The sequence below is a fragment of the Acidobacteriota bacterium genome (assembly GCA_016715115.1).
Taxonomy (GTDB): Bacteria; Acidobacteriota; Blastocatellia; order Pyrinomonadales; family Pyrinomonadaceae; genus JAFDVJ01.
Genome location: JADKBM010000011.1, coordinates 1,310,212 through 1,328,019, shown reverse-complemented (window position 1 = coordinate 1,328,019; position 17,808 = coordinate 1,310,212). Strand labels below are relative to the sequence as shown.

General features: G+C 54.6%; 21 protein-coding genes and 1 riboswitch. Of the genes, 15 read left to right on the top strand and 6 right to left on the bottom strand.

From position 1 onward, the window contains the following. Positions 1 to 12 precede the first annotated feature (12 nt). Positions 13 to 1,491, top strand: a complete 1,479-nt coding sequence (locus tag IPN69_14475; protein ID MBK8811918.1) for a hypothetical protein — start codon at positions 13 to 15, stop codon at positions 1,489 to 1,491. Further along, positions 1,488 to 1,787 (top strand): hypothetical protein, encoded by a 300-nt coding sequence (locus tag IPN69_14470; GenBank protein ID MBK8811917.1) that lies wholly within the window; start codon positions 1,488 to 1,490, stop codon positions 1,785 to 1,787. Before IPN69_14475 ends, IPN69_14470 begins: the two co-directional genes overlap by 4 nt. Positions 1,788 to 1,892: 105 nt before the next feature. Here the strand turns inward: IPN69_14470 and IPN69_14465 are convergent, their stop codons facing one another. Beyond that, positions 1,893 to 2,195, bottom strand: a complete 303-nt coding sequence (locus IPN69_14465) for a hypothetical protein (protein MBK8811916.1) — start codon at positions 2,193 to 2,195, stop codon at positions 1,893 to 1,895. A gap of 33 nt (positions 2,196 to 2,228) precedes the next feature. On the opposite strand from IPN69_14465, the gene IPN69_14460 reads away from it, so the two are divergent. Both IPN69_14460 and IPN69_14455 read left to right on the top strand, forming a co-directional pair. Further along, complete coding sequence (locus IPN69_14460; GenBank protein ID MBK8811915.1) at positions 2,229 to 2,528, top strand: hypothetical protein; 300 nt, start codon at positions 2,229 to 2,231, stop codon at positions 2,526 to 2,528. Between the two features lie 535 nt (positions 2,529 to 3,063). After that, positions 3,064 to 3,582: a hypothetical protein gene (locus IPN69_14455; GenBank protein ID MBK8811914.1), complete on the top strand. Its 519-nt coding sequence runs from the start codon at positions 3,064 to 3,066 to the stop codon at positions 3,580 to 3,582. A gap of 81 nt (positions 3,583 to 3,663) precedes the next feature. Here the strand turns inward: IPN69_14455 and IPN69_14450 are convergent, their stop codons facing one another. After that, a complete protein-coding gene (locus tag IPN69_14450; GenBank protein ID MBK8811913.1) occupies positions 3,664 to 3,990 on the bottom strand; it encodes an ATP-binding protein in 327 nt (108 codons plus the stop codon). An 804-nt stretch (positions 3,991 to 4,794) separates the two neighbouring features. Beyond that, a riboswitch (SAM riboswitch) is annotated at positions 4,795 to 4,870 on the top strand. Between the two features lie 71 nt (positions 4,871 to 4,941). On the opposite strand from IPN69_14450, the gene IPN69_14445 reads away from it, so the two are divergent. From IPN69_14445 to IPN69_14395, 11 genes are all read left to right on the top strand, one after another. Further along, entirely contained in the window at positions 4,942 to 5,319 is a 378-nt protein-coding gene (locus IPN69_14445) for a VOC family protein (GenBank protein ID MBK8811912.1), read from the top strand. Positions 5,320 to 5,499: 180 nt separating this feature from the next. Then, positions 5,500 to 9,045 (top strand): methionine synthase, encoded by a 3,546-nt coding sequence (gene metH, locus IPN69_14440; GenBank protein ID MBK8811911.1) that lies wholly within the window; start codon positions 5,500 to 5,502, stop codon positions 9,043 to 9,045. 42 nt (positions 9,046 to 9,087) lie between these two features. Then, a complete protein-coding gene (locus tag IPN69_14435; protein MBK8811910.1) occupies positions 9,088 to 9,684 on the top strand; it encodes a hypothetical protein in 597 nt (198 codons plus the stop codon). Between the two features lies 1 nt (position 9,685). After that, positions 9,686 to 9,889: a hypothetical protein gene (locus tag IPN69_14430; protein MBK8811909.1), complete on the top strand. Its 204-nt coding sequence runs from the start codon at positions 9,686 to 9,688 to the stop codon at positions 9,887 to 9,889. 61 nt (positions 9,890 to 9,950) lie between these two features. After that, entirely contained in the window at positions 9,951 to 10,313 is a 363-nt protein-coding gene (locus IPN69_14425; protein MBK8811908.1) for a DUF1428 domain-containing protein, read from the top strand. Positions 10,314 to 10,324: 11 nt separating this feature from the next. Next, entirely contained in the window at positions 10,325 to 10,702 is a 378-nt protein-coding gene (locus IPN69_14420; GenBank protein MBK8811907.1) for a DoxX family protein, read from the top strand. 121 nt (positions 10,703 to 10,823) lie between these two features. Beyond that, positions 10,824 to 11,039 carry a hypothetical protein gene (locus tag IPN69_14415; protein ID MBK8811906.1) on the top strand — a complete coding sequence of 72 codons (216 nt, stop codon included), beginning with the start codon at positions 10,824 to 10,826 and terminating at the stop codon, positions 11,037 to 11,039. A 14-nt stretch (positions 11,040 to 11,053) separates the two neighbouring features. Further along, on the top strand, positions 11,054 to 12,190 hold the full coding sequence (locus tag IPN69_14410) for a saccharopine dehydrogenase NADP-binding domain-containing protein (GenBank protein MBK8811905.1): 1,137 nt from the start codon (positions 11,054 to 11,056) through the stop codon (positions 12,188 to 12,190). Continuing rightward, on the top strand, positions 12,187 to 12,576 hold the full coding sequence (locus IPN69_14405; protein ID MBK8811904.1) for a nuclear transport factor 2 family protein: 390 nt from the start codon (positions 12,187 to 12,189) through the stop codon (positions 12,574 to 12,576). Before IPN69_14410 ends, IPN69_14405 begins: the two co-directional genes overlap by 4 nt. 22 nt (positions 12,577 to 12,598) lie before the next feature. Beyond that, complete coding sequence (locus tag IPN69_14400) at positions 12,599 to 13,246, top strand: metallophosphoesterase (protein MBK8811903.1); 648 nt, start codon at positions 12,599 to 12,601, stop codon at positions 13,244 to 13,246. Positions 13,247 to 13,250: 4 nt separating this feature from the next. Beyond that, entirely contained in the window at positions 13,251 to 13,700 is a 450-nt protein-coding gene (locus IPN69_14395; protein MBK8811902.1) for a GNAT family N-acetyltransferase, read from the top strand. Here the strand turns inward: IPN69_14395 and IPN69_14390 are convergent. The 4 genes from IPN69_14390 to IPN69_14375 form a co-directional block, all read right to left on the bottom strand. Further along, on the bottom strand, positions 13,692 to 14,318 hold the full coding sequence (locus tag IPN69_14390) for a DUF1211 domain-containing protein (protein ID MBK8811901.1): 627 nt from the start codon (positions 14,316 to 14,318) through the stop codon (positions 13,692 to 13,694). The two genes, IPN69_14395 and IPN69_14390, sit on opposite strands and share 9 nt — an antisense overlap. Further along, a complete protein-coding gene (locus IPN69_14385; protein ID MBK8811900.1) occupies positions 14,318 to 14,926 on the bottom strand; it encodes an NADPH-dependent F420 reductase in 609 nt (202 codons plus the stop codon). The genes IPN69_14390 and IPN69_14385 overlap by 1 nt, the downstream gene beginning before the upstream one ends. Positions 14,927 to 15,073: 147 nt before the next feature. Beyond that, on the bottom strand, positions 15,074 to 15,463 hold the full coding sequence (locus IPN69_14380; protein ID MBK8811899.1) for a hypothetical protein: 390 nt from the start codon (positions 15,461 to 15,463) through the stop codon (positions 15,074 to 15,076). 100 nt (positions 15,464 to 15,563) lie between these two features. Continuing rightward, on the bottom strand, positions 15,564 to 17,717 hold the full coding sequence (locus tag IPN69_14375) for a M20/M25/M40 family metallo-hydrolase (protein MBK8811898.1): 2,154 nt from the start codon (positions 17,715 to 17,717) through the stop codon (positions 15,564 to 15,566). Positions 17,718 to 17,808 lie beyond the last annotated feature (91 nt).

Sequence of the window (17,808 nt, the reverse complement as noted above, 5' to 3'; positions counted from 1 at the left end):
GACGCGACCGAGATGGTTACGCCGGCGGGGTCGACGACGGTGACTCTGAGCTGGCGGCAAGACTACTCGTTCGACCGTTTCGGCAACCGCAACTTCGTCGAGGCGAACACGACGACGATTCCGAGGAACTGCCTCGACAACCAGACGCCGCCTAACCTGACGGTCTGCGATGAGGACCGAAAGGCGTTCAACCCGAATGTAAACGCGTCGAACAACCGGCTCAGTTCATCGGACGGCTACCAATTCGACGCCGCGGGAAACACTATCCGCGATCCGCAGTTCCGCAAATTCACCTACGACGCCGAGAACAAGCAGACGAAAGTCGAAACCGTCGACGCCAACGGCACGGTCACCGGCACGCTCGGCCAATACTTTTACGACGGCGACGGACGCAGGGTCAAGAAGATCGCCTGGATCAACGGCCAGTGGGAAACAACCGTCTTCGTCTACGACGCATCTTCACGCTTGGTGGCCGAATACTCGACAATCCTGAACGAAACCCCGCAAGTGGCATATCTGACCAATGACCACCTCGGCAGCCCGCGGATCAACACCAACGAAAACGGGGCCGTCATCTCAAGACACGACTACCGCCCGTACGGCGAGGAAGTCTCCGAGCGGACTCACGCGCAGTACGCCGGCGACCGGATCCGCAAGCAATTCACCGGCTACGAACGCGACATCGAGACGGACCTAGATTTTGCTCAAGCAAGGACATATTCATCAAGAATCGGACGGTTTACGGGGGCGGATGCACCATTAATGGATCAAGATGAAAATGCCCCGCAAAGCTGGAACTTATTCACTTACGTAAGAAATAGTCCACTAAAGTTTATTGACCCAACTGGAAACGAAGCAGATGAGCCGGGTTTTTGGGAGAAGTTCAAGAATCTGTTTAACTGGGGTATATGGGGCGGAGAAGAAGATGTTCAGAAAATGGAGGATGCCCGACGTGACTGGCTTGTTCAAAACAATTTTTATCAACAAGCCCCAGATGGGACTTGGTATCCGATAGACGCTACGAATATGAATCGATCGGCCATTTGGTATTGGTATAACAAATTCCAAAACGCAATTGCGTACGGCAGGTTGACGGATTTGACTGCCGAACAACAGGCCGCGGCAAACATCTTACCAGCTATTACGACCGCACCGATGGCAGCTACACCTGTTGCGCCAGCGCGACCGTCGCAGGTTTTGCAGTTTGGTCAAAAACAACTTCAAAAGAAATTCAAGCACGCGAAGGACTTTGGAGTGCAGGGAAACTATAATGCAAATACCGCACAACAGTTTCAACAAGCTGTTCAAAATCACGTAGCTAACGCAGGTAATCAGGTTATTAAAGGGACTTACAGAGGGCAACAGGTAATTCATCACTATAATCCGCAGACAGGACTTAATGTGATAACCGACAGAGCCGGAAACTTTGTAAGTGGCTGGAAACTCAACCCGGCACAAGCGCAAAATGTTACGACAGGAGGTAGTCTATGATGGAAGCAAGAGAAAAAGAAAACTCGGTAAAACTCAAGGACTATGTAACCTTAATCAATGAATACTTATCAGACAAAATAAGTGTTCTTGATTTCGAGCAGAGGTATCTTGAGATGTTCAAACAGGATGAAACATTATGGACTGGAGAGGAGTTTGCTGTATTAAATGACTTATTCAGCGACCTTGACGCTTTTTGTTATGATTCTACAATTCGGGATTCCGAAGACTTGGATGAGCCACAGTTAAGAAATAGGGCTGAGATAGCTTTAGAAAAACTAGAGAAATTACTAAGTTAAGTTAGTAATTGCGGCAGAGTTAGGAAACCTCGACTTTTTTATCAATCGCGGCTTGACCCGATGTTTGTTGGCTTTTACGCGGCTTTCGCTTTGAGAGCCTCTTTTTTATTGGCTTTTATTACTATCGGCGGTCAGACGTTCGCCCATCGTTTGGCTTCGTGTTTGAGTATCATTCCTTCCAAGAGGGCTTTGATAATCTTCTTTTCTTCTTCGGGATTGTCCAGAGTAAAAAGAACGCAAAGCTTGGGGAGCAATAAAGGATAATTTTTGGGGAAAGATATAACAAATTATCTTGGTATCAAAGTGCGTCGCATTTATACAAGGAGAATGATCAGCGGTCACTTCAGGTTGAAAATTGGCAGAGAGACCGTTTAGGGCTTCCGCATAGGAAAAGTCATTAATTGTCACATCGTTTTGATGAATTGATTGGGAGCTTTTATTGTGAAAAAAGTCATAGACTCTATTAGCTTTTGGATAGGATTTACCTTTGGCGTAATTCTATTCTTAGTCATTAATGTTAGCGATGTTGTAAAGCAATCTTCAAGAATTTGTTTTGATTGTGATAAAGGATATGGAAAACCTTTTAGGATTTATGAGTCAGGAAGTATGATACACAACAGGGAAATTCTTTGGGGGGGGGTAATTGCGGATGTTCTAATCGCATTGATTGTCAGCACAATAATTGGCTGGGTCTTTTACTTTATAGTGGCGGAGCTTTTCAAACCCTCGTCTCTAAAATAAAAATTGTATTTAATTTACCGAATATACGTGTGGCAGAAATCCCTGTTCGAGGAAAAGGAGAATCCTCGTTTTACGGCAATCCTCGTAGTTTCGACGTTCCAGATGTTCAACAATGGCCTTTGATTTGTTGGTCGAGTACTTTTTCGGTTGTCGAATCGCGACCGCGCTTTCGACATCTATCGTGCTAATTGCGATCAACGGTTTCTATTTCATTTACTTGGGGAATTTCGAAAAGCTGATAGAGAGGTTGTCGAGAGAATCGGAAGCGAGCAGGCAGGAATACACGATATTGCTGGGCATACATAATGCGGAGAGGCTGATCGAGCAAAGTTGAGAGATCAGGGTATTCGGGACATGCTGCAGGATCCGTCGGGACCGTACAGGTACAGATATGTCCCAAGTGCGTTTCCGTCCGTGAATCTGCCCGGCCTAAGTCCGGGTCGCTGGACCAATGACGGCGGACCGTTGTCTTTCTAGTGTTTGTTGAAATCACCATATGCGAATTAGTCGTTGCATTATTGCTTTAGTTATCTTGATGTTAGCCGGCTGCGCCGCGGCACAGGACCAAAAGTCGACAGTGGGGCTCTCGAGGAATGACGTGATCATCGATCGGGCGAAGCCATCGATCTATCTTTGCCGCGATCGGGGCAAGTCGGATGGGTCGTTGATGAAGCCGCGATTTCGGTTGACGAATAACCTCGTTTGGGCTGTCATGGTAGAGAGTCAGAAAGCGGCTGACAAGCTTGAGGTCTTCAAGCTGTCAAATGGCACAAAGGTCGGCGCGGTTGCTGAAGGGACGGTGTCGTATTTGTCCGTCTTGCCGATTAGCGGGGACTCAGATGGTGCGATTGACTCACCCTATCGATCAAGCTTGACCTGGTTAAGAGCCGCCGGTTCGACATACTTTCTGATTCCAGAGCCAATCGCGAAAAGTCAGGAGTTGTACATCGGATTCAAATACGAGTGGGAGATCATCGGAAGCGCGGGTTTCGAGTCATATTCACCGACCCATCGAGTTTATTTCACGCTCGATCAAGTTAGCGATTGTTCGTAAGTGCTAACTCGACGCCGCAGAGTCCTGCAAAATGCGATGAGGACATGAAGGTGTCAATCAGCGTTAGCTTTTGACCCCCCTTTAGTCATTGTTGTCCGGAGTTGTGGAAGAGTTGGCGGCAATTGCCGACAACTCTTCCACAACTCCCGTGCGCGCCGCGGCGGCCCGCTTTTCCTTGAGCCGGTAGCTTTCGCCCCGGATGTTGATCACCGTCGAGCGGTGGAGCAGCCGGTCGAGAGCCGCGCTCGCCATCACCGCGTCTCCGGCGAAGACCTCGCCCCAGGCCGCGAAGGCCTTGTTGCTCGTCAGGATGACCGCTCCCTTGCGTTCGTATCTCTCCGAGATGACCTGAAACAACAGGCTCGCCTCGGGAGGTTCGAGCTTCAGGTAGCCGACCTCGTCGATGATCTTTCGGGCGCGTCAGGTTCTTGATCTCGCGCGAGAGCCGGTTCCCGTGCATCGCCCGCACGAGTTTGCGGGCCGCGTCAGCGGTGCGGTGAATTTAGGCGAGGGGTTCAACCAACGGTAAACGCGGAGTTTTGATCACGTCTCGTCAGCGACGATTGATTCAGCCGTCGCTGACGCGACGAGTCGCAAATTCTCGGGATCCCGTGGGTTGAAACCCATGGCTAAGTTCAGGGCATCGCTACGCGATTCCGGTGGACGTGAAAAACGCGCGAAGTTTTGCCCCGACGAACCCGGCATGCGACGCTGATCTATTCGCCGTACTTGTGGCTTGCCGCCCGGATGTTTCATCGTTCACGCAAACCTTCGGCTTTGCCGCGAATCGGCAATTGGCGGCAAAGCCGCGCGGACAAGTAGCCCATCCCCGGGACTGTCTGAAAAGTCCATATTCCTGAAAGTCGCAAACGGGACAACAAAAGCAGCGTGCGGCAAGGCGAAAGAAACGAGCGCCGCCCTTTATTGAACAACGCGACATCATGATGCTGCAAGTGTCCAACAATCAACGACTTACCTTCGACCCCTTCAGGGTCGGCGTCCCATCTGACTAAGATCCTGGGGTTACGCTTCGCTCACCCCAGGCTATTATCTGATTCGCTTTCAGCGAATTTATGCACTTTTCAGACAGCCTCCACATCCGGCGGCAAAGCCACCGTAAGAGGACATCCGTGCGGCAGCCGCTTTTAGTGCACATCCGGGCGGCAAGGACCTGATTCGATTTTGACTTTGACTGTCTGAAATGCTTCAATTTAAGCCTAGCGTGGTGAGTTAGAGCGACTTGCGACCACGTAAAATAAGCCGCTAAACAGCTATGAGTTTAAGTTCGAAAGGTTGTGAAACTCTGTGCTTGTTGAGCGCGGAGTTTTTTCTTTCAAGTTTGTGAATCCGGATTCTTGAATGACGATCGTCAGATCAATCAGCCGCGTTATTTTGTTTGTCGCCGACCCTGCGTTGATGACGCGCTTTTACCGCGATGTGATCGGGCTTGCGGTTGTCGGCGACGGTGATCCGGGTTTCGTCATTCTCGGCGGGAATGGCTGCCAACTGGCGCTGCACCGGATTCCGGACGAATACTTGAGCGACAGCGAGGCAAATTCGCCGCGTGAGGATTCGTACGTGAAGTTTGTTTTACACAGCGACGATGTCGAGTCGGACCGCGAAAGACTGGCTGCCGCGGGCGCGCGGATGCGCGAGATCCAACGTTACAATGGGCTGACGTTCTGTGATGGCGCCGACCCTGAAGGGAATGTTTTTCAGATCAGCAGCCGGGTTTAGCCCGGAATGCGCAATGGCCGGTTTTGCCCGCGAATCTTCGCGAATGCGCGCTAATATGAACGACGATTCAAGACCCGCGAAAGAACGTCGATTCTTGAATTGTTCAAACTGGATTCGGATCAGAATCGCATTCGCGCCGATTCGCGGAGATTCGCGGGGAAGTAATTTGGGTTTAGTGTTATGAGTCAATTTCTGGATTTACTGAAAGAGAAGATCGTCGTTTTCGACGGCGCGATGGGTAGCAATCTGCAGTCGCAGAACCTGACGATCGATGATTGGGGCGGGCCGAATTTCGAGAACTGTTCGGAGAATCTGCTTTATACCAAACCGGAAGCGATCGAAACGGTCCACGTCGGATTTCTCGAAGTGGGCTGCGACGTCATCGAGACGAATTCGTTCGGCGGCGGGGAAGTCGTGCTCCAGGAATTCGGCATCGCCGACAAGGCATACGACGTCAACAAACTCGCGGCGAGTTTCGCCAAGAACCTCGCGAACCAGTATTCGACGATGGAAAAGCCGCGATTCGTCGCCGGCTCGATCGGTCCCGGCACCAAATTGCCGACGCTCGGCCACATCACTTACGACGATCTCAAGAAATCCTATGTTCAGCAGGTGCGCGGCCTTTTCGACGGCGGCGTCGATATGTTCATCGTCGAAACCTGCCAGGATATCTTGCAGACAAAGGCGGCTCTGGCCGCGATATTCGATTTCTTCAAAGAAAACCGAGTCAAGATCCCGGTGATCGCGCAGGTGACGATCGAGACTTTCGGGACGATGCTCAACGGAACCGAGATCTCGGCGGCGCTGACCGCGCTCGAGCCGTTTCCGATCGACGTCATCGGAATGAACTGCGGAACCGGTCCGGATCAAATGACCGAAAGCGTCAGATATTTGTGCGAGAATTCGCCGTTTCCGGTCTCCGTTCTGCCGAACGCGGGATTGCCCGAAGTTAAAGACGGTCAGCAGTTTTACACCGAATCACCGGAAGACTTCGGCCTCAAGATCGAGCATTTCGCACGCGATTTCGGGGCGAACGTCGTCGGCGGATGCTGCGGCACTTCGTTTGAACATCTGCGCGAGGCTATCGAACGCGTCGAACGGCTCTCGCCGAAACAGCGTGATGCGCATTTGGTGCCGGCAGCGTCTTCGATCTATTTTCAGCAGCCGTACACGCAGGACAATTCGTTTCTGATCGTCGGCGAGCGCGTCAACGCTTCGGGTTCGAAGAAGATGCGCGACCTTCTGAACGCCGAGGACTGGGACGGACTGGTCAGCCTCGCGAAGGAGCAGGAGCGCGAGGGCGCGCACGTGCTCGACGTCAATGTCGATTTCGTCGGCCGCGACGGCGTCGCCGATATGCACGAACTTGTCCGGCGCCTCGTGACGAACGTCCGCATTCCGTTGATGCTCGATTCGACGGAGTGGGAAAAGATGGAGGCCGGCCTGAAACTCGCCGGCGGCAAATGTCTTTTGAATTCAACGAACTTCGAGGACGGCGAGGAGCGTTATTTCAAGGTTCTCAGCATCGCCAAAGAATACGGCGCCGGAATCGTCGTCGGTTTGATCGACGAAGAAGGGATGGCGCGCACCGCAGTCGACAAGATCCGGATCGCACGTCGCGCTTTCAAAGCGGCGACCGAATACGGCCTCAAAGCGCACGACGTCTTTTTCGACCCGCTGGCCTTGCCGATCTCGACGGGTATCGAGGAAGACCGTCTGAACGCCGCCGAAACCATCAAGGCGATCCGCGTGATCCACGAGGAAATGCCCGAGGCGAACATCATTTTGGGAGTTTCGAATATCTCGTTCGGGCTGAACCCGGCGGCGCGTGTCGTTCTCAACTCGATCTTTCTGCACGAATGCGTCGAAGCCGGAATGAATTCGGCGATCGTCAACGCTTCGAAGATCCTGCCGCTCAACCGTTTCAACGAACACGAGATCGACGTCGCGCTCGAACTGATCTACGACAAACGAAAGTTCGAAGGCGAGATCTGCACCTACGATCCGCTCGGCGAGTTCACGACGATGTTTGCCGGCAAGACCGCGAAATCGATGAAACAGGACATTTCGAATCTGCCGGTCGAGGAAAAACTCAAGCGTCACATCATCGACGGCGAGAAGATCGGGCTCGAGGACAGCCTCAAAACGGCGCTCGAAAAATATGAGCCGCTCGAGATCATCAACACCTTACTTCTCGACGGGATGAAGGTCGTCGGTGACCTGTTCGGATCCGGCCAGATGCAACTGCCTTTCGTTTTGCAGTCGGCCGAGGCTATGAAGACGGCGGTGAAATTCCTCGAGCCGTTTATGGAAAAGGTCGAGGGCTCGAACAAGGGAACGATGATCCTCGCGACCGTCAAGGGCGACGTCCACGACATCGGCAAGAACCTCGTCGACATCATTCTGACGAACAACGGCTACCGCGTCATCAATCTCGGCATAAAGCAGCCGATCGAGGACATCCTCCACGCCTACAACGAGCACGGCGGCGACGCCATCGGAATGTCGGGATTGCTTGTGAAATCGACGCTCATAATGCGCGACAACCTCGAAATAATGAAGGAGCGCGGGATCAATGTTCCGGTCATCCTCGGCGGCGCGGCATTGAACCGAAAGTATGTCGACAACGACCTCGTGCCCCTTTACGACGGCAAGCTCTTTTATGCCCGCGACGCGTTCGACGGACTTCACGCGATGGATGAGGTCACGTCGGCTGCGCCTGCGGTCGGCAAAACGCCGGCGGTCGGCGATGATTCGGGATCTGCGGCGGAAGGATCGGGTTCGACGTTCGACACCGTTGCGGATTCGGAAGACCTCGTCGGCGAGGACGCCAAACTCGGGATGGTCGCGGCGCGTGTTTCGCGGCAAGCGGCGATCGAGGAACGAACAAGACACACGACGCCGTCCGATGTAACCAAAGCGGTTACAATTCCGAAAGCGCCTTTTTACGGCTCGAAGGTAGTCGAACTGACCGATCTCAACAAGGTTTTCGACTTCATCAACGAAACCGCTCTGTTCAAGGGCCAATGGCAATACAAGCAGGGCAGGAAATCGGCCGCCGAGTACGCTGAGATCCTCGAAAAGGAAGTTTATCCGCGCTTTCGCGAGGTCAAAGCGCAGGCGATCCGCGAAAAACTGCTCGAAGCGAAACTCGCTTACGGCTATTTCCCGTGCCGCTCGGAAGGAAACGACCTCATTATTTTGAACGACGATGAATCGACCGAACGCCTGCGGTTCACCTTCCCGCGCCAGCCGCTCGAACAGCGCGGATCGAAGAACCTTTGCCTTGCCGATTACTTTGCCTCCGACCGTACGGACGTCGTCGCATTTCAACTCGTGACGATGGGCCGCAAAGCGTCCGAGCACTCTCACAAACTCTTCAAATCTGACAATTACACGGACTATCTGTTGTTTCACGGACTTTCCGTCGAAGCCGCCGAGGCGCTCGCCGAACTTTGGCATAAGCGCGTCCGCGAAGAACTCGGGATCGCCGGCGACGATTCCCCGGAACTCAACAAGCTCTTCAAACAGGGCTATCAGGGATCGCGCTTCAGTTTCGGATACCCGGCGTGCCCTGATCTCGAGGACCAGTCGAAGATCTTCGAACTCCTCGGCCCCGAACGGATCGGCGTCGAACTGTCCGAGGAATTCCAGCTTCATCCGGAACAATCGACCTCGGCGATCATCGTTCACCACCGGGACGCGAAATACTTCAATGTGGAGTAAGCTTCATTTTGAAACATCGGCCGTTTGGTATAAATTCCAGTTGTGGGAGACGTTTTGGAACAACTCGATGTCCTTCAGAGTTTTACGCGGAGACTGGAGAAAATTGGAATTCAGTATATGCTCACGGGTTCGATGGCGCTGAGCCAATATGCGATTCCGCGATCGACCGTGGACATTGACATTATCGTTGCCATCAATACGGCCGTCCTGCCGGAATTTTTCGATGAGTTTCAAAGCGATTACTACATTCCGGTCGGAAGCGCGCGAAATGCGGTCGCCCGGAGTTCGATGTTCAACGTTTTGAACAACGCAACGTTGGTCAAGGTTGATTGCATTCTTCTCAAGTCAGACGAATTTCAGCAACACGCTTTCAAACGAAGGCAGCACGTCAACTACGCCGGCGAGGTTGATCTTTGGATCATCTCACGCGAAGATTTGATGATTTCCAAATTGCTATGGTCGCAAAAATCCAGATCGAGCCGGCAACTCGATGATGTCGCAAGCATTATCAAGAACGGTTTTGACGCGGGTTATTTAAGTTATTGGGTGGAAAGATTAGGATTGCAGAACGAGTTTGATGAAAGTCAAAAACGGGCAGAGACCCGGCATATTGACGGATACGACACCGGAGATCGATGATTTGAGCAATCGACGCTGGATGTCGAAAACACCGCAAGAACGCAATCTGTTCGCGGCGCGGATGAATGCCGCGGCGAGACGGGTCGTTGTCGCATCGCTTGGGGCCGGACTTTCCGAACGCGAATTCAAGCAACGACTGCATCGAAGGCTCTACGGTGAGAAACTTCCCGACGACTTTTTCGATCAACACCCGCCGAAGGACTGATCCGAGGGTCGGCGCCGACGCATTTCGTGTTATAGTCTCAAAAAAAATCGAGGATAATCCGATGTCTAAATTCGTTGACGTGTATCTTTTGCCGATCCCGGAAGAGAATGTCGGGGCGTACCGCGACCTTGCGGCGATTGCTTCCAAGTTCTTCTTGAAACACGGCGCGCGCCGATATCGTGAGTATGTCGCTGCCGATCTCAACGCGCCTGAGTTGATCCCGTTTCCGAGTGTGGTCGAACTTCTGCCCGGCGAGACGCTTGTTTACGCCGCCGTCGAGTTTGATTCCAAAGAGCAGCGTGACGCGGCAAACAAGCTCGCGTTCAACGACCCGGAGATGGCCGCGATGATGTCCTGCAAACCGCTCTTCGATTACAAACGGATGGTTTACGGCGGGTTTTCGATTCTCGTCGATGAATCTTGAGGGGACGATATATGAAAATTGCCGTAATTGCGGTTCGCGTACTGCTCGGACTCTTGCTCTTGTTCGCATCGGTTGCGTTCTTTGCGAATCTCGTTCCGCCGCCGGAGCTTTCCGGAAACGCAAAGGCGTTCTTCGAAGGACTCGCCGCGTCGAAGTACATCGTTCCGGTCGTAAAGGTCTTTGAGTTTCTGTGCGGGATCGCGTTTCTTTCAGGCCGTTTCGTGCCCCTCGCGGTCGTTGTCTTTTTCCCGATCGCAGTGAATATCCTGCTCGTACATCTCCTCGTGATGCCTGACGGTTTGCCCGTCGCGATCGCCGTCTTCGCCGCCGAGGCATTTCTCGTTTTTGCCAACTGGAGATCTTTCGAATCGCTTCTCAAAGCGAAGTGAGCGATCGGGATAGCTTGAATCGCCGCGAACGCCCGAGGCATCCTGCTCGCGCATCCGGTTCTTTCAAACCGCGTCTCCGGCCGGTTTCCGAATCCCCGTCTGTTCGGTGTAGAATTTAGCTATGACCGAAGAGAAAAAGCAGCACGATGACCAGTCGACGAAAGAAAAGCTCGGTGCCGTCGGGCAATTGATCGTCGGCGAACTCGAAAAGATCGGCGGGATACTGACCGGCGATCCGACGACTCAGGCCGAAGGCGATTACAACCTCGAAGCGGGCAGTCTGCATCTTGAGAATGCCGATGCCGGTTCCGATAAGGCTGCCGAAGAAAACTCCTAAGTGTCCCTAAATCAATGAAAAAGAAGATATTTATTGCCGGTTCGGGGGGAATCGGGGAAGCCGCCGCGCTGCTCTTGCGCGAGTGGTCGGAATTTGAGGTCGAGCTCTGTCTCGGCGATGTTTCGGAAGAAAATCTCGAAAGTGCGCGCCGCTTCGTCCTTGACGGATCCAACAAAACGTCAGAAGTTGAATCGGTTCTGATGGCACGCGACGGCATCAATGACGCGATGAAGTCCGCATTCGACGAATGCGACTGTCTGCTCGACTGTTCGCCGGGCGGGCAGGCTCCGAAGATGGCGCGGTTCGCAAAGGATTTCGGGATGCATTACGCGAATCTGACGGAATATGTCGCCGAGACCGACGAGATCATGGAACTCGCAAGGGACGCCCAAACGGGATTTGTCCTGCAAACCGGACTGGCGCCGGGTTTTATCAACGTCCTCGCGATGTCGCTTTACAACGAGTTCGTCGCGAAATACGAGAACGACAAGGTCGAGCGCATCGGGATGAAGGTCGGCGCGCTCACGGCGCACGCGCACGAGCCGCATTTTTACGGCTTTACCTGGTCGCCGATCGGCGTCGCGACCGAATACGTCAAGAACTCGCGCGTCATCCGCGACTTCAAGATCACCGAACGACCGGCGCTTTCGGCGCGCGAAACGATCGTCATCGGAGCGCGCACCTACGAAGCCGACCTGACATCGGGCGGTGCCGCCGATCTGCCGGATTTCTTCGTCGGCAAGGCGAGATCGCTGGATTACAAGACGCTCCGCTACGTCGGCCACTACGAATGGGTCGAACGGCAGGTGAAGAAATTGCCGAAAGACGAAAATCTCCCGAATCGGTTGCAGGACGTTATGCTCCAAGCCATCCCGTCGGTCGAGGACGATCTGGTTCTAGTTCACGCGTCCGTTGACGGATTCGATTCGCACGGCCGTCGCCGGATGATCGAAAAAGCGTATTACGTTGAACCGCTTGAGATCAACGGCAAGAGCCTTCGGGCAATCCAAACGACGACCGCGGCCCCGCTTTGCGAGTCGGCAATGATGCTGCTCAAAGGCGACAGAAAAGGCGTTGTCCTTCAAAGCGAGGTCGAACCGCATTCGTTTATGCACGGCACCTTTGTTTCGAGAGTTTACTCGATCCTATGACGGCAAGCAGTACGAACCGGTTGCACCTGGTCCAGGGATACATCGACGCCTACAACCGTTGCGATGTCCCGGCGATGTTGCGGACCCTTCATCCGGACATCGAATTCAAGAATGTTTCCGGCGGGCGTGTCACATCAAACACGGTCGGGATTGCTCAATTTGAAGAGAAGGCCAGAGCGTCGGCGAGGCTCTTCAAGACAAGGCATCAGCACATCGAGGAGATTTCGTTTCTGGAAGACAGGATCGAGGTCCGGATCGGGTACAGCGCGACGCTCGCGGTGGATCTCCCGAACGGTCTCAGGGCGGGACGAACCATCGAACTCAATGGCCGCTCGATTTTCCGGTTCTCCGGCGACCTCATAATCGGGATAGAAGACATCAGTTAAGGATTTAAGTCCTGTTTCTTTTATGCGGATCGTTTGCCTGTCAGACACGCACAATTGCAACGAACAGATCGCCGTTCCGGACGGCGACCTTCTGATCCATTCGGGCGACGCGACCAACCGCGGATCGGAAGACGAGGTCAGCGCGTTCCTGGAATGGTTTGCTTCGCTCCCGCACAGAAACAAGATCTTCGTCGCCGGCAACCACGACTGGCTCTACGAGACGAACAACGAACTCGCGCGTCGTTTGACATCGGATTTCGGGATCATCTATCTGCAAGACTCGTCCGTAGACATCGACGGATTCAAGATCTACGGCAGCCCCTGGCAGCCGCGCTTTTTCGACTGGGCGTTCAATCTCGAGCGCGGCACCGAACTCGCCTCAAAGTGGCGGCTGATTCCTGACGACACGAACATTCTGGTCACGCACGGTCCGCCGAACGGGATTCTGGATGTCGTCGAGCGCCCCTATTTTTCGGAGAACACGGGATGCGAGGAACTCGCAAAACGGGTCGAATCGCTGAGCGTTGGGGGGCATTTGAAACTCCATATCTTCGGCCATATACACTGCGGTTACGGTGTCGACGAAAGGTTCGGCATCAAGTTCGTCAACGCTTCGAACTGCGACGAGGAATACGGGCCGACCCAGCCGCCGATCGTCGTCGATATCTAAAAAGATGTCCGGTTTGATCCGAACAAACTCGGGAAACTCCGATTTCCGCGAACTCGTCGCGATGCTCGATGCCGAGCTTGCCATTCGTGACGGCGCGGAGCATTCGTTCTATGCCCAGTTCAACAGGATCGATTCGATCGCGAATGTGGTAGTCGCCTACGACGGCGATCGAGCGATCGGTTGCGGCGCGTTCAAGCCTTTCGAAGGCGCGATCGTTGAGATCAAACGGATGTACGTTCGACCGGAATACCGCGGTCGGGCCGTCGCCGTGAAGGTTCTGAACGAACTCGAAAAATGGGCTCGCGAAGAGGGGGCTGTCGAAGCGGTTCTGGAAACAGGTTTCAAGCAACCGGAAGCGATCAGGCTATACGAAAAGTCCGGCTACGATCGAATCCCGAACTATGGTCAGTATGCCGACGTCGAAAACAGCATCTGTATGCGCAAATCATTCTGAAAGCGGACCGGGATCCTTACCGAGCGCCGTCGACCGCGGGAAGATGAAATAGATCGTCACGAACGCGTAGATCGCAAACGCCAGATACGGATGGATCCAGGCAACGCCGATCGCGACGAGATAAGGCGTCGGACCAAAAAACAAAACATTTCGAAGGCCGCGACGCAACTCCGCGTTGGATACGCCTTGCGTGATCTCAACACGTTTGAGCATATACCATCTGATCAGCAGAAAAGCGATCCCCATCATAAACGACACCGCCCCGTAAACGCTGACCGCCAACGGGTTATGCGGATAGTCTCCCATCAGCGCGGTCGGAAAGGGAATCAGCGAGACCCATAAAAGCAGATTGGCGTTCAGCCAGAAGAACGGCTGGTCGATCGTCCTGACGGCCTCGAAGATCCGATGGTGATTGACCCAGATCACGCAGACCGTCAGGAAACTTATCATCCAAGCGACGACCTTCGGGAGCAGATTCCAGAGTGCGGCCGAAAGCAGCGCGACCGAATCGTGGTCGGCGATGTGCGGGACCTTGATCTCGAGCACGAGCAACGTGACGATGATCGCAAAGATCCCATCGCTGAACGTCTCGACGCGGCCCTTGGTGAAGTATCCCATCAGCGCCTGAAGATCTGAAACGCGAAATCTCTCTTCAGATCGGTCGAGTATGCGAGATGGATCCAGAGCATCGCGAGCGGTTCGAGCAGACGGGATTTCGTCAGGTCGCCGATCGCGATCGCCTCGAAACCGATGTCTTCGGCGAGTTTGCGTACGGTCTCGACGGCGTCGTGATCATCGCCGCAGACGAACATCATCGATTTCGAGGCGTCCGCCATATTCGCGAAACCCGTTGAGTTAAAACATTTTACGAGGTTGGCTCCAGCCGTGAACGGCGCGATCTGTTCGGCGCCCGAAGTGTCGAAACCGCAGGTGAGCGCGAGACCTTTGTCGGTCATCGTGAGCGGGTTTGTCGCATCAACGATGATCTTGCCTTCGATGTCGCCGCAATCCCGAAGCGCGGATTCGACCGCGCCAAACGGCACCGCAAGAATTATGACCTCCGAGTCGTGAGCGGCTTCAGCGGTTGTTTCGAACCTCGTCCCGGGAACCGCTTCGCGTGGCTCGGCCGGATTTCGCACGCCGAATTCGACTTCGTGACCGACTTCGGCCAACCGCCGTCCAAGTGCCGCGCCGACGTTTCCGGCGCCAAGAATTGCAATTTTCATTCTGTACTCCTTCTGGTGGAAGCTGATCGCGTCGAGTCCGAGCGGATCATCAGCCCGCCAAACGCCGCAAGTGCGCCGTCGGCGATCAGCGAAAAAGTCCTGAACGCGACGACTCGCGAGTGCGATTTCGGTTTCGAATTCCCCGGTTCACGTGGCGTAGGCCGACGATGTCAAAAGACTCGCCATACGCTTTAGCCACTTGTCAACCATCGGAGGATAGGGACCCGGTTCGGCGATCGCCACAATCGTGTAATCATCAAGGACAGCCGCCAATACCCAGCCAATGCGCGTCAGTTCGACGCCGATGTTATGTTGGCCGCCGAACCGATCGCACATATAATCCCGGCAGGCGCGGGCCGCGTCTTGCAGTTTCACCCCGGCCTGGGGATCATCCAAGAAGATTCGTGCCGAGTCCTTCAAGACAATCTTCTCTTCAATTTGACCGTTGCGCAACAACACGACAGCCGTCATCTCCGATGGCCAATAGCCGATGGAAAAAGCCCAGGCGTTGATCATGCTCTGAGGTCGAATCATCATAACTTGCCTCCACTGTCTGCAGATGACGGGATCCTCAGTTTCGCGGGGGCTCCGCCGGGAATCGACAGGTTTGCCGTAACCTGCCGCGTTCAAGGACCCGTCAGCGTACCGACGAACTGGGAACCGCGACGTCGCCGTTCGCGCCGAAGCCCTGGATCAGAGTTCCCGCCGTCGAGCGCTGGACGTACCAAGTGCTGTTCGTCGAGCGAAAGACCCCGCCGTCGTACTTGCCGTCGCCGTCGTAATCTCCGGGAACCGGCGTGTCGGACGAGATTCCGAACGGGAAGGAATAGAACGTCGAGTTTTCACTTCTCAAAACAAACCATTCACCGTTTCGGAAAAAGGCCGGGTCGGCCTTGCCGTCGCCGGTATAGTCGCCCTGAACCGTCTTGTCGGTGCTCGTTCCGAAAGTCACGGCGATGACGCCGGACGTCGAACGGTTCAGCCACCATTGTCCGACGCTTGGCCGATAGATCGCGATATCGGCTTTGCCGTCGCCGTCATAATCGGCCGCGACCGGTTTGTCGCCCGCGGAGCCGAATGCCTGGATCGTCGTTCCGCCGCCGGATCTCTGGATGTACCAAGTCGAGTTCGAAGCTCTGAAGACCGCCGCGTCCGTTTTGTTGTCGCCGTCGTAGTCCGCCGGAACCGGCGTGTCGGTCGAAACGCCGAACGGGAAAGAGTAAAAGGTCGCGTTCTCGCTCCGGAAGACAAACCACTCACCGTTCGACGGTCGGAAGAACGCGAGGTCGGCCTTGCCGTCGCCGGTAAAATCGCCCGGCGTCAGCGTGTCGGTCGAGGTCCCGAACTGAAACGCACGGTTGCCGCCGTCGCTCGACCGCAAATACCACCATTCGCCGACGCCCGGACGAAAGATCGAGATGTCCGACTTGGCGTCGCCGTCGAAGTCGAACGGAGCCCGCGCGGTTGGCGCGAGCGAGCCTTTTGCAAGTTCGCCGACGAACGAGAGCGCGAGTTTCGTGAATTTCAAAGCGTGGTTGGCGTTGCTGCCGCTCTGCGATATCGTGTCGTTGATCGAATGGATCGTTCCGTTGTAAGTCTGCATCGTCGATTCGAACGGCATCGACGTCGGATAGCCGCGGTTGAACCACGAAGCGTGATCCGAGCAACCGTATCCGCAGACCGATGTGCCGACCGAAAGCGACGGCTGATAGGCCGTGACCAGGTCTTGTACAAACTGATTCTGGGCCGCATTTGAGAAATCGGTCATCAGCACGATGTCGAACGCCGATCCCTTGTAATTCGTCATATCGAGCTGCACGACGCCGACGACATTCTTGTTTTGATTTCGGTAGTCGAGAGCGATCGCACCCGAACCCTTGAGCCCGACCTCTTCGGCCGCGTAGGCCATAAACTTGACCGTCCGATTCGGGCGAAAGCCCTTTGCCATCAACACGCGGATCGTTTCCGTGAGGCTCGCGACGCCGGACGCGTCGTCATCGGCGCCGGGCGCGTTCAAGGTCGCCCCGCCGGTGTTGATCGAATCCTGGTGCGCGCCCAAAACGACGATCTCGTCGGGGAGCGTCTGTCCCTGAATAGTCATCACGATCGACGGCTGCGGAGTGGTTGCCACCGGATGCACGTAGTTTTCAACGGTAACGTCGGAACGACCGGCGGCAAGTGCGGTCCATTTGTTCTTGATCCAGTTTGCCGAATCAAGGCCCGTCGGTTGATTATGCCGTCGGGTCGGGAACGCCGAAAGATCGATGATCGCCTGACGGTTCTGGAGTTCGCTCGCTTCGGCGAGCATCGGCGAAACCGCGGCCTGATTGTCGATCGTGTACGTCACGAATTGCTGCAAAGGGTCGACCGCCTGCAACGCCTCGACCGAGGCGATCGCATCGTCCTTGCTCGGATGCGCGATGAAGCCGCTGCATTTGTGAAAATGCTCGTGCATCAAGCGCGACATCGATTCCATCTGAGCTTCCGTCAGACGCAGAAGGGCGATTCCGCCGATTGCCATCTCGACTTTGGCTTCGGCCAGTCCGCTCGGGTCATCGACGAGGCCGTTCCGGATCTGTGCCAGTTCATTCTGATCGAAGGACACCCAGACCTCGGAATTCTCGGCGTTCGCGCGCGTGTACTGGAAAACAGAGAAACCGAAGACCGCGATCATCAGAGCGGTCAATGAATAGAATCGTTTTGTTCGCAACATAAATGTGTAATCTGGCTTGTAAACTATGACCGGTCCGCAGGCAAACGCCGAAAGAGCCGCCGGTGGAACTCGTGACACCTCTAATTTATTCGCAAATCGCGGTTTCGACAATCGGTGTCGACATTAGGAAATCCGATGCGGATTATTAGACAAAGTAACGAATCGAAAG

Coding starts and splice junctions, on each gene's coding strand:
- IPN69_14425 (MBK8811908.1), top strand. CDS start 9,951: ATGTCTAAATTCGTTGACGTGTATCTTTTGCCGATCCCGGAAGAGAAT.
- IPN69_14400 (MBK8811903.1), top strand. CDS start 12,599: ATGCGGATCGTTTGCCTGTCAGACACGCACAATTGCAACGAACAGATC.
- IPN69_14415 (MBK8811906.1), top strand. CDS start 10,824: ATGACCGAAGAGAAAAAGCAGCACGATGACCAGTCGACGAAAGAAAAG.
- IPN69_14405 (MBK8811904.1), top strand. CDS start 12,187: ATGACGGCAAGCAGTACGAACCGGTTGCACCTGGTCCAGGGATACATC.
- IPN69_14390 (MBK8811901.1), bottom strand. CDS start 14,318: ATGGGATACTTCACCAAGGGCCGCGTCGAGACGTTCAGCGATGGGATC.
- IPN69_14410 (MBK8811905.1), top strand. CDS start 11,054: ATGAAAAAGAAGATATTTATTGCCGGTTCGGGGGGAATCGGGGAAGCC.
- IPN69_14380 (MBK8811899.1), bottom strand. CDS start 15,463: ATGATGATTCGACCTCAGAGCATGATCAACGCCTGGGCTTTTTCCATC.
- IPN69_14445 (MBK8811912.1), top strand. CDS start 4,942: ATGACGATCGTCAGATCAATCAGCCGCGTTATTTTGTTTGTCGCCGAC.
- IPN69_14475 (MBK8811918.1), top strand. CDS start 13: ATGGTTACGCCGGCGGGGTCGACGACGGTGACTCTGAGCTGGCGGCAA.
- IPN69_14420 (MBK8811907.1), top strand. CDS start 10,325: ATGAAAATTGCCGTAATTGCGGTTCGCGTACTGCTCGGACTCTTGCTC.
- metH (MBK8811911.1), top strand. CDS start 5,500: ATGAGTCAATTTCTGGATTTACTGAAAGAGAAGATCGTCGTTTTCGAC.
- IPN69_14385 (MBK8811900.1), bottom strand. CDS start 14,926: ATGAAAATTGCAATTCTTGGCGCCGGAAACGTCGGCGCGGCACTTGGA.
- IPN69_14470 (MBK8811917.1), top strand. CDS start 1,488: ATGATGGAAGCAAGAGAAAAAGAAAACTCGGTAAAACTCAAGGACTAT.
- IPN69_14395 (MBK8811902.1), top strand. CDS start 13,251: ATGTCCGGTTTGATCCGAACAAACTCGGGAAACTCCGATTTCCGCGAA.
- IPN69_14455 (MBK8811914.1), top strand. CDS start 3,064: ATGTTAGCCGGCTGCGCCGCGGCACAGGACCAAAAGTCGACAGTGGGG.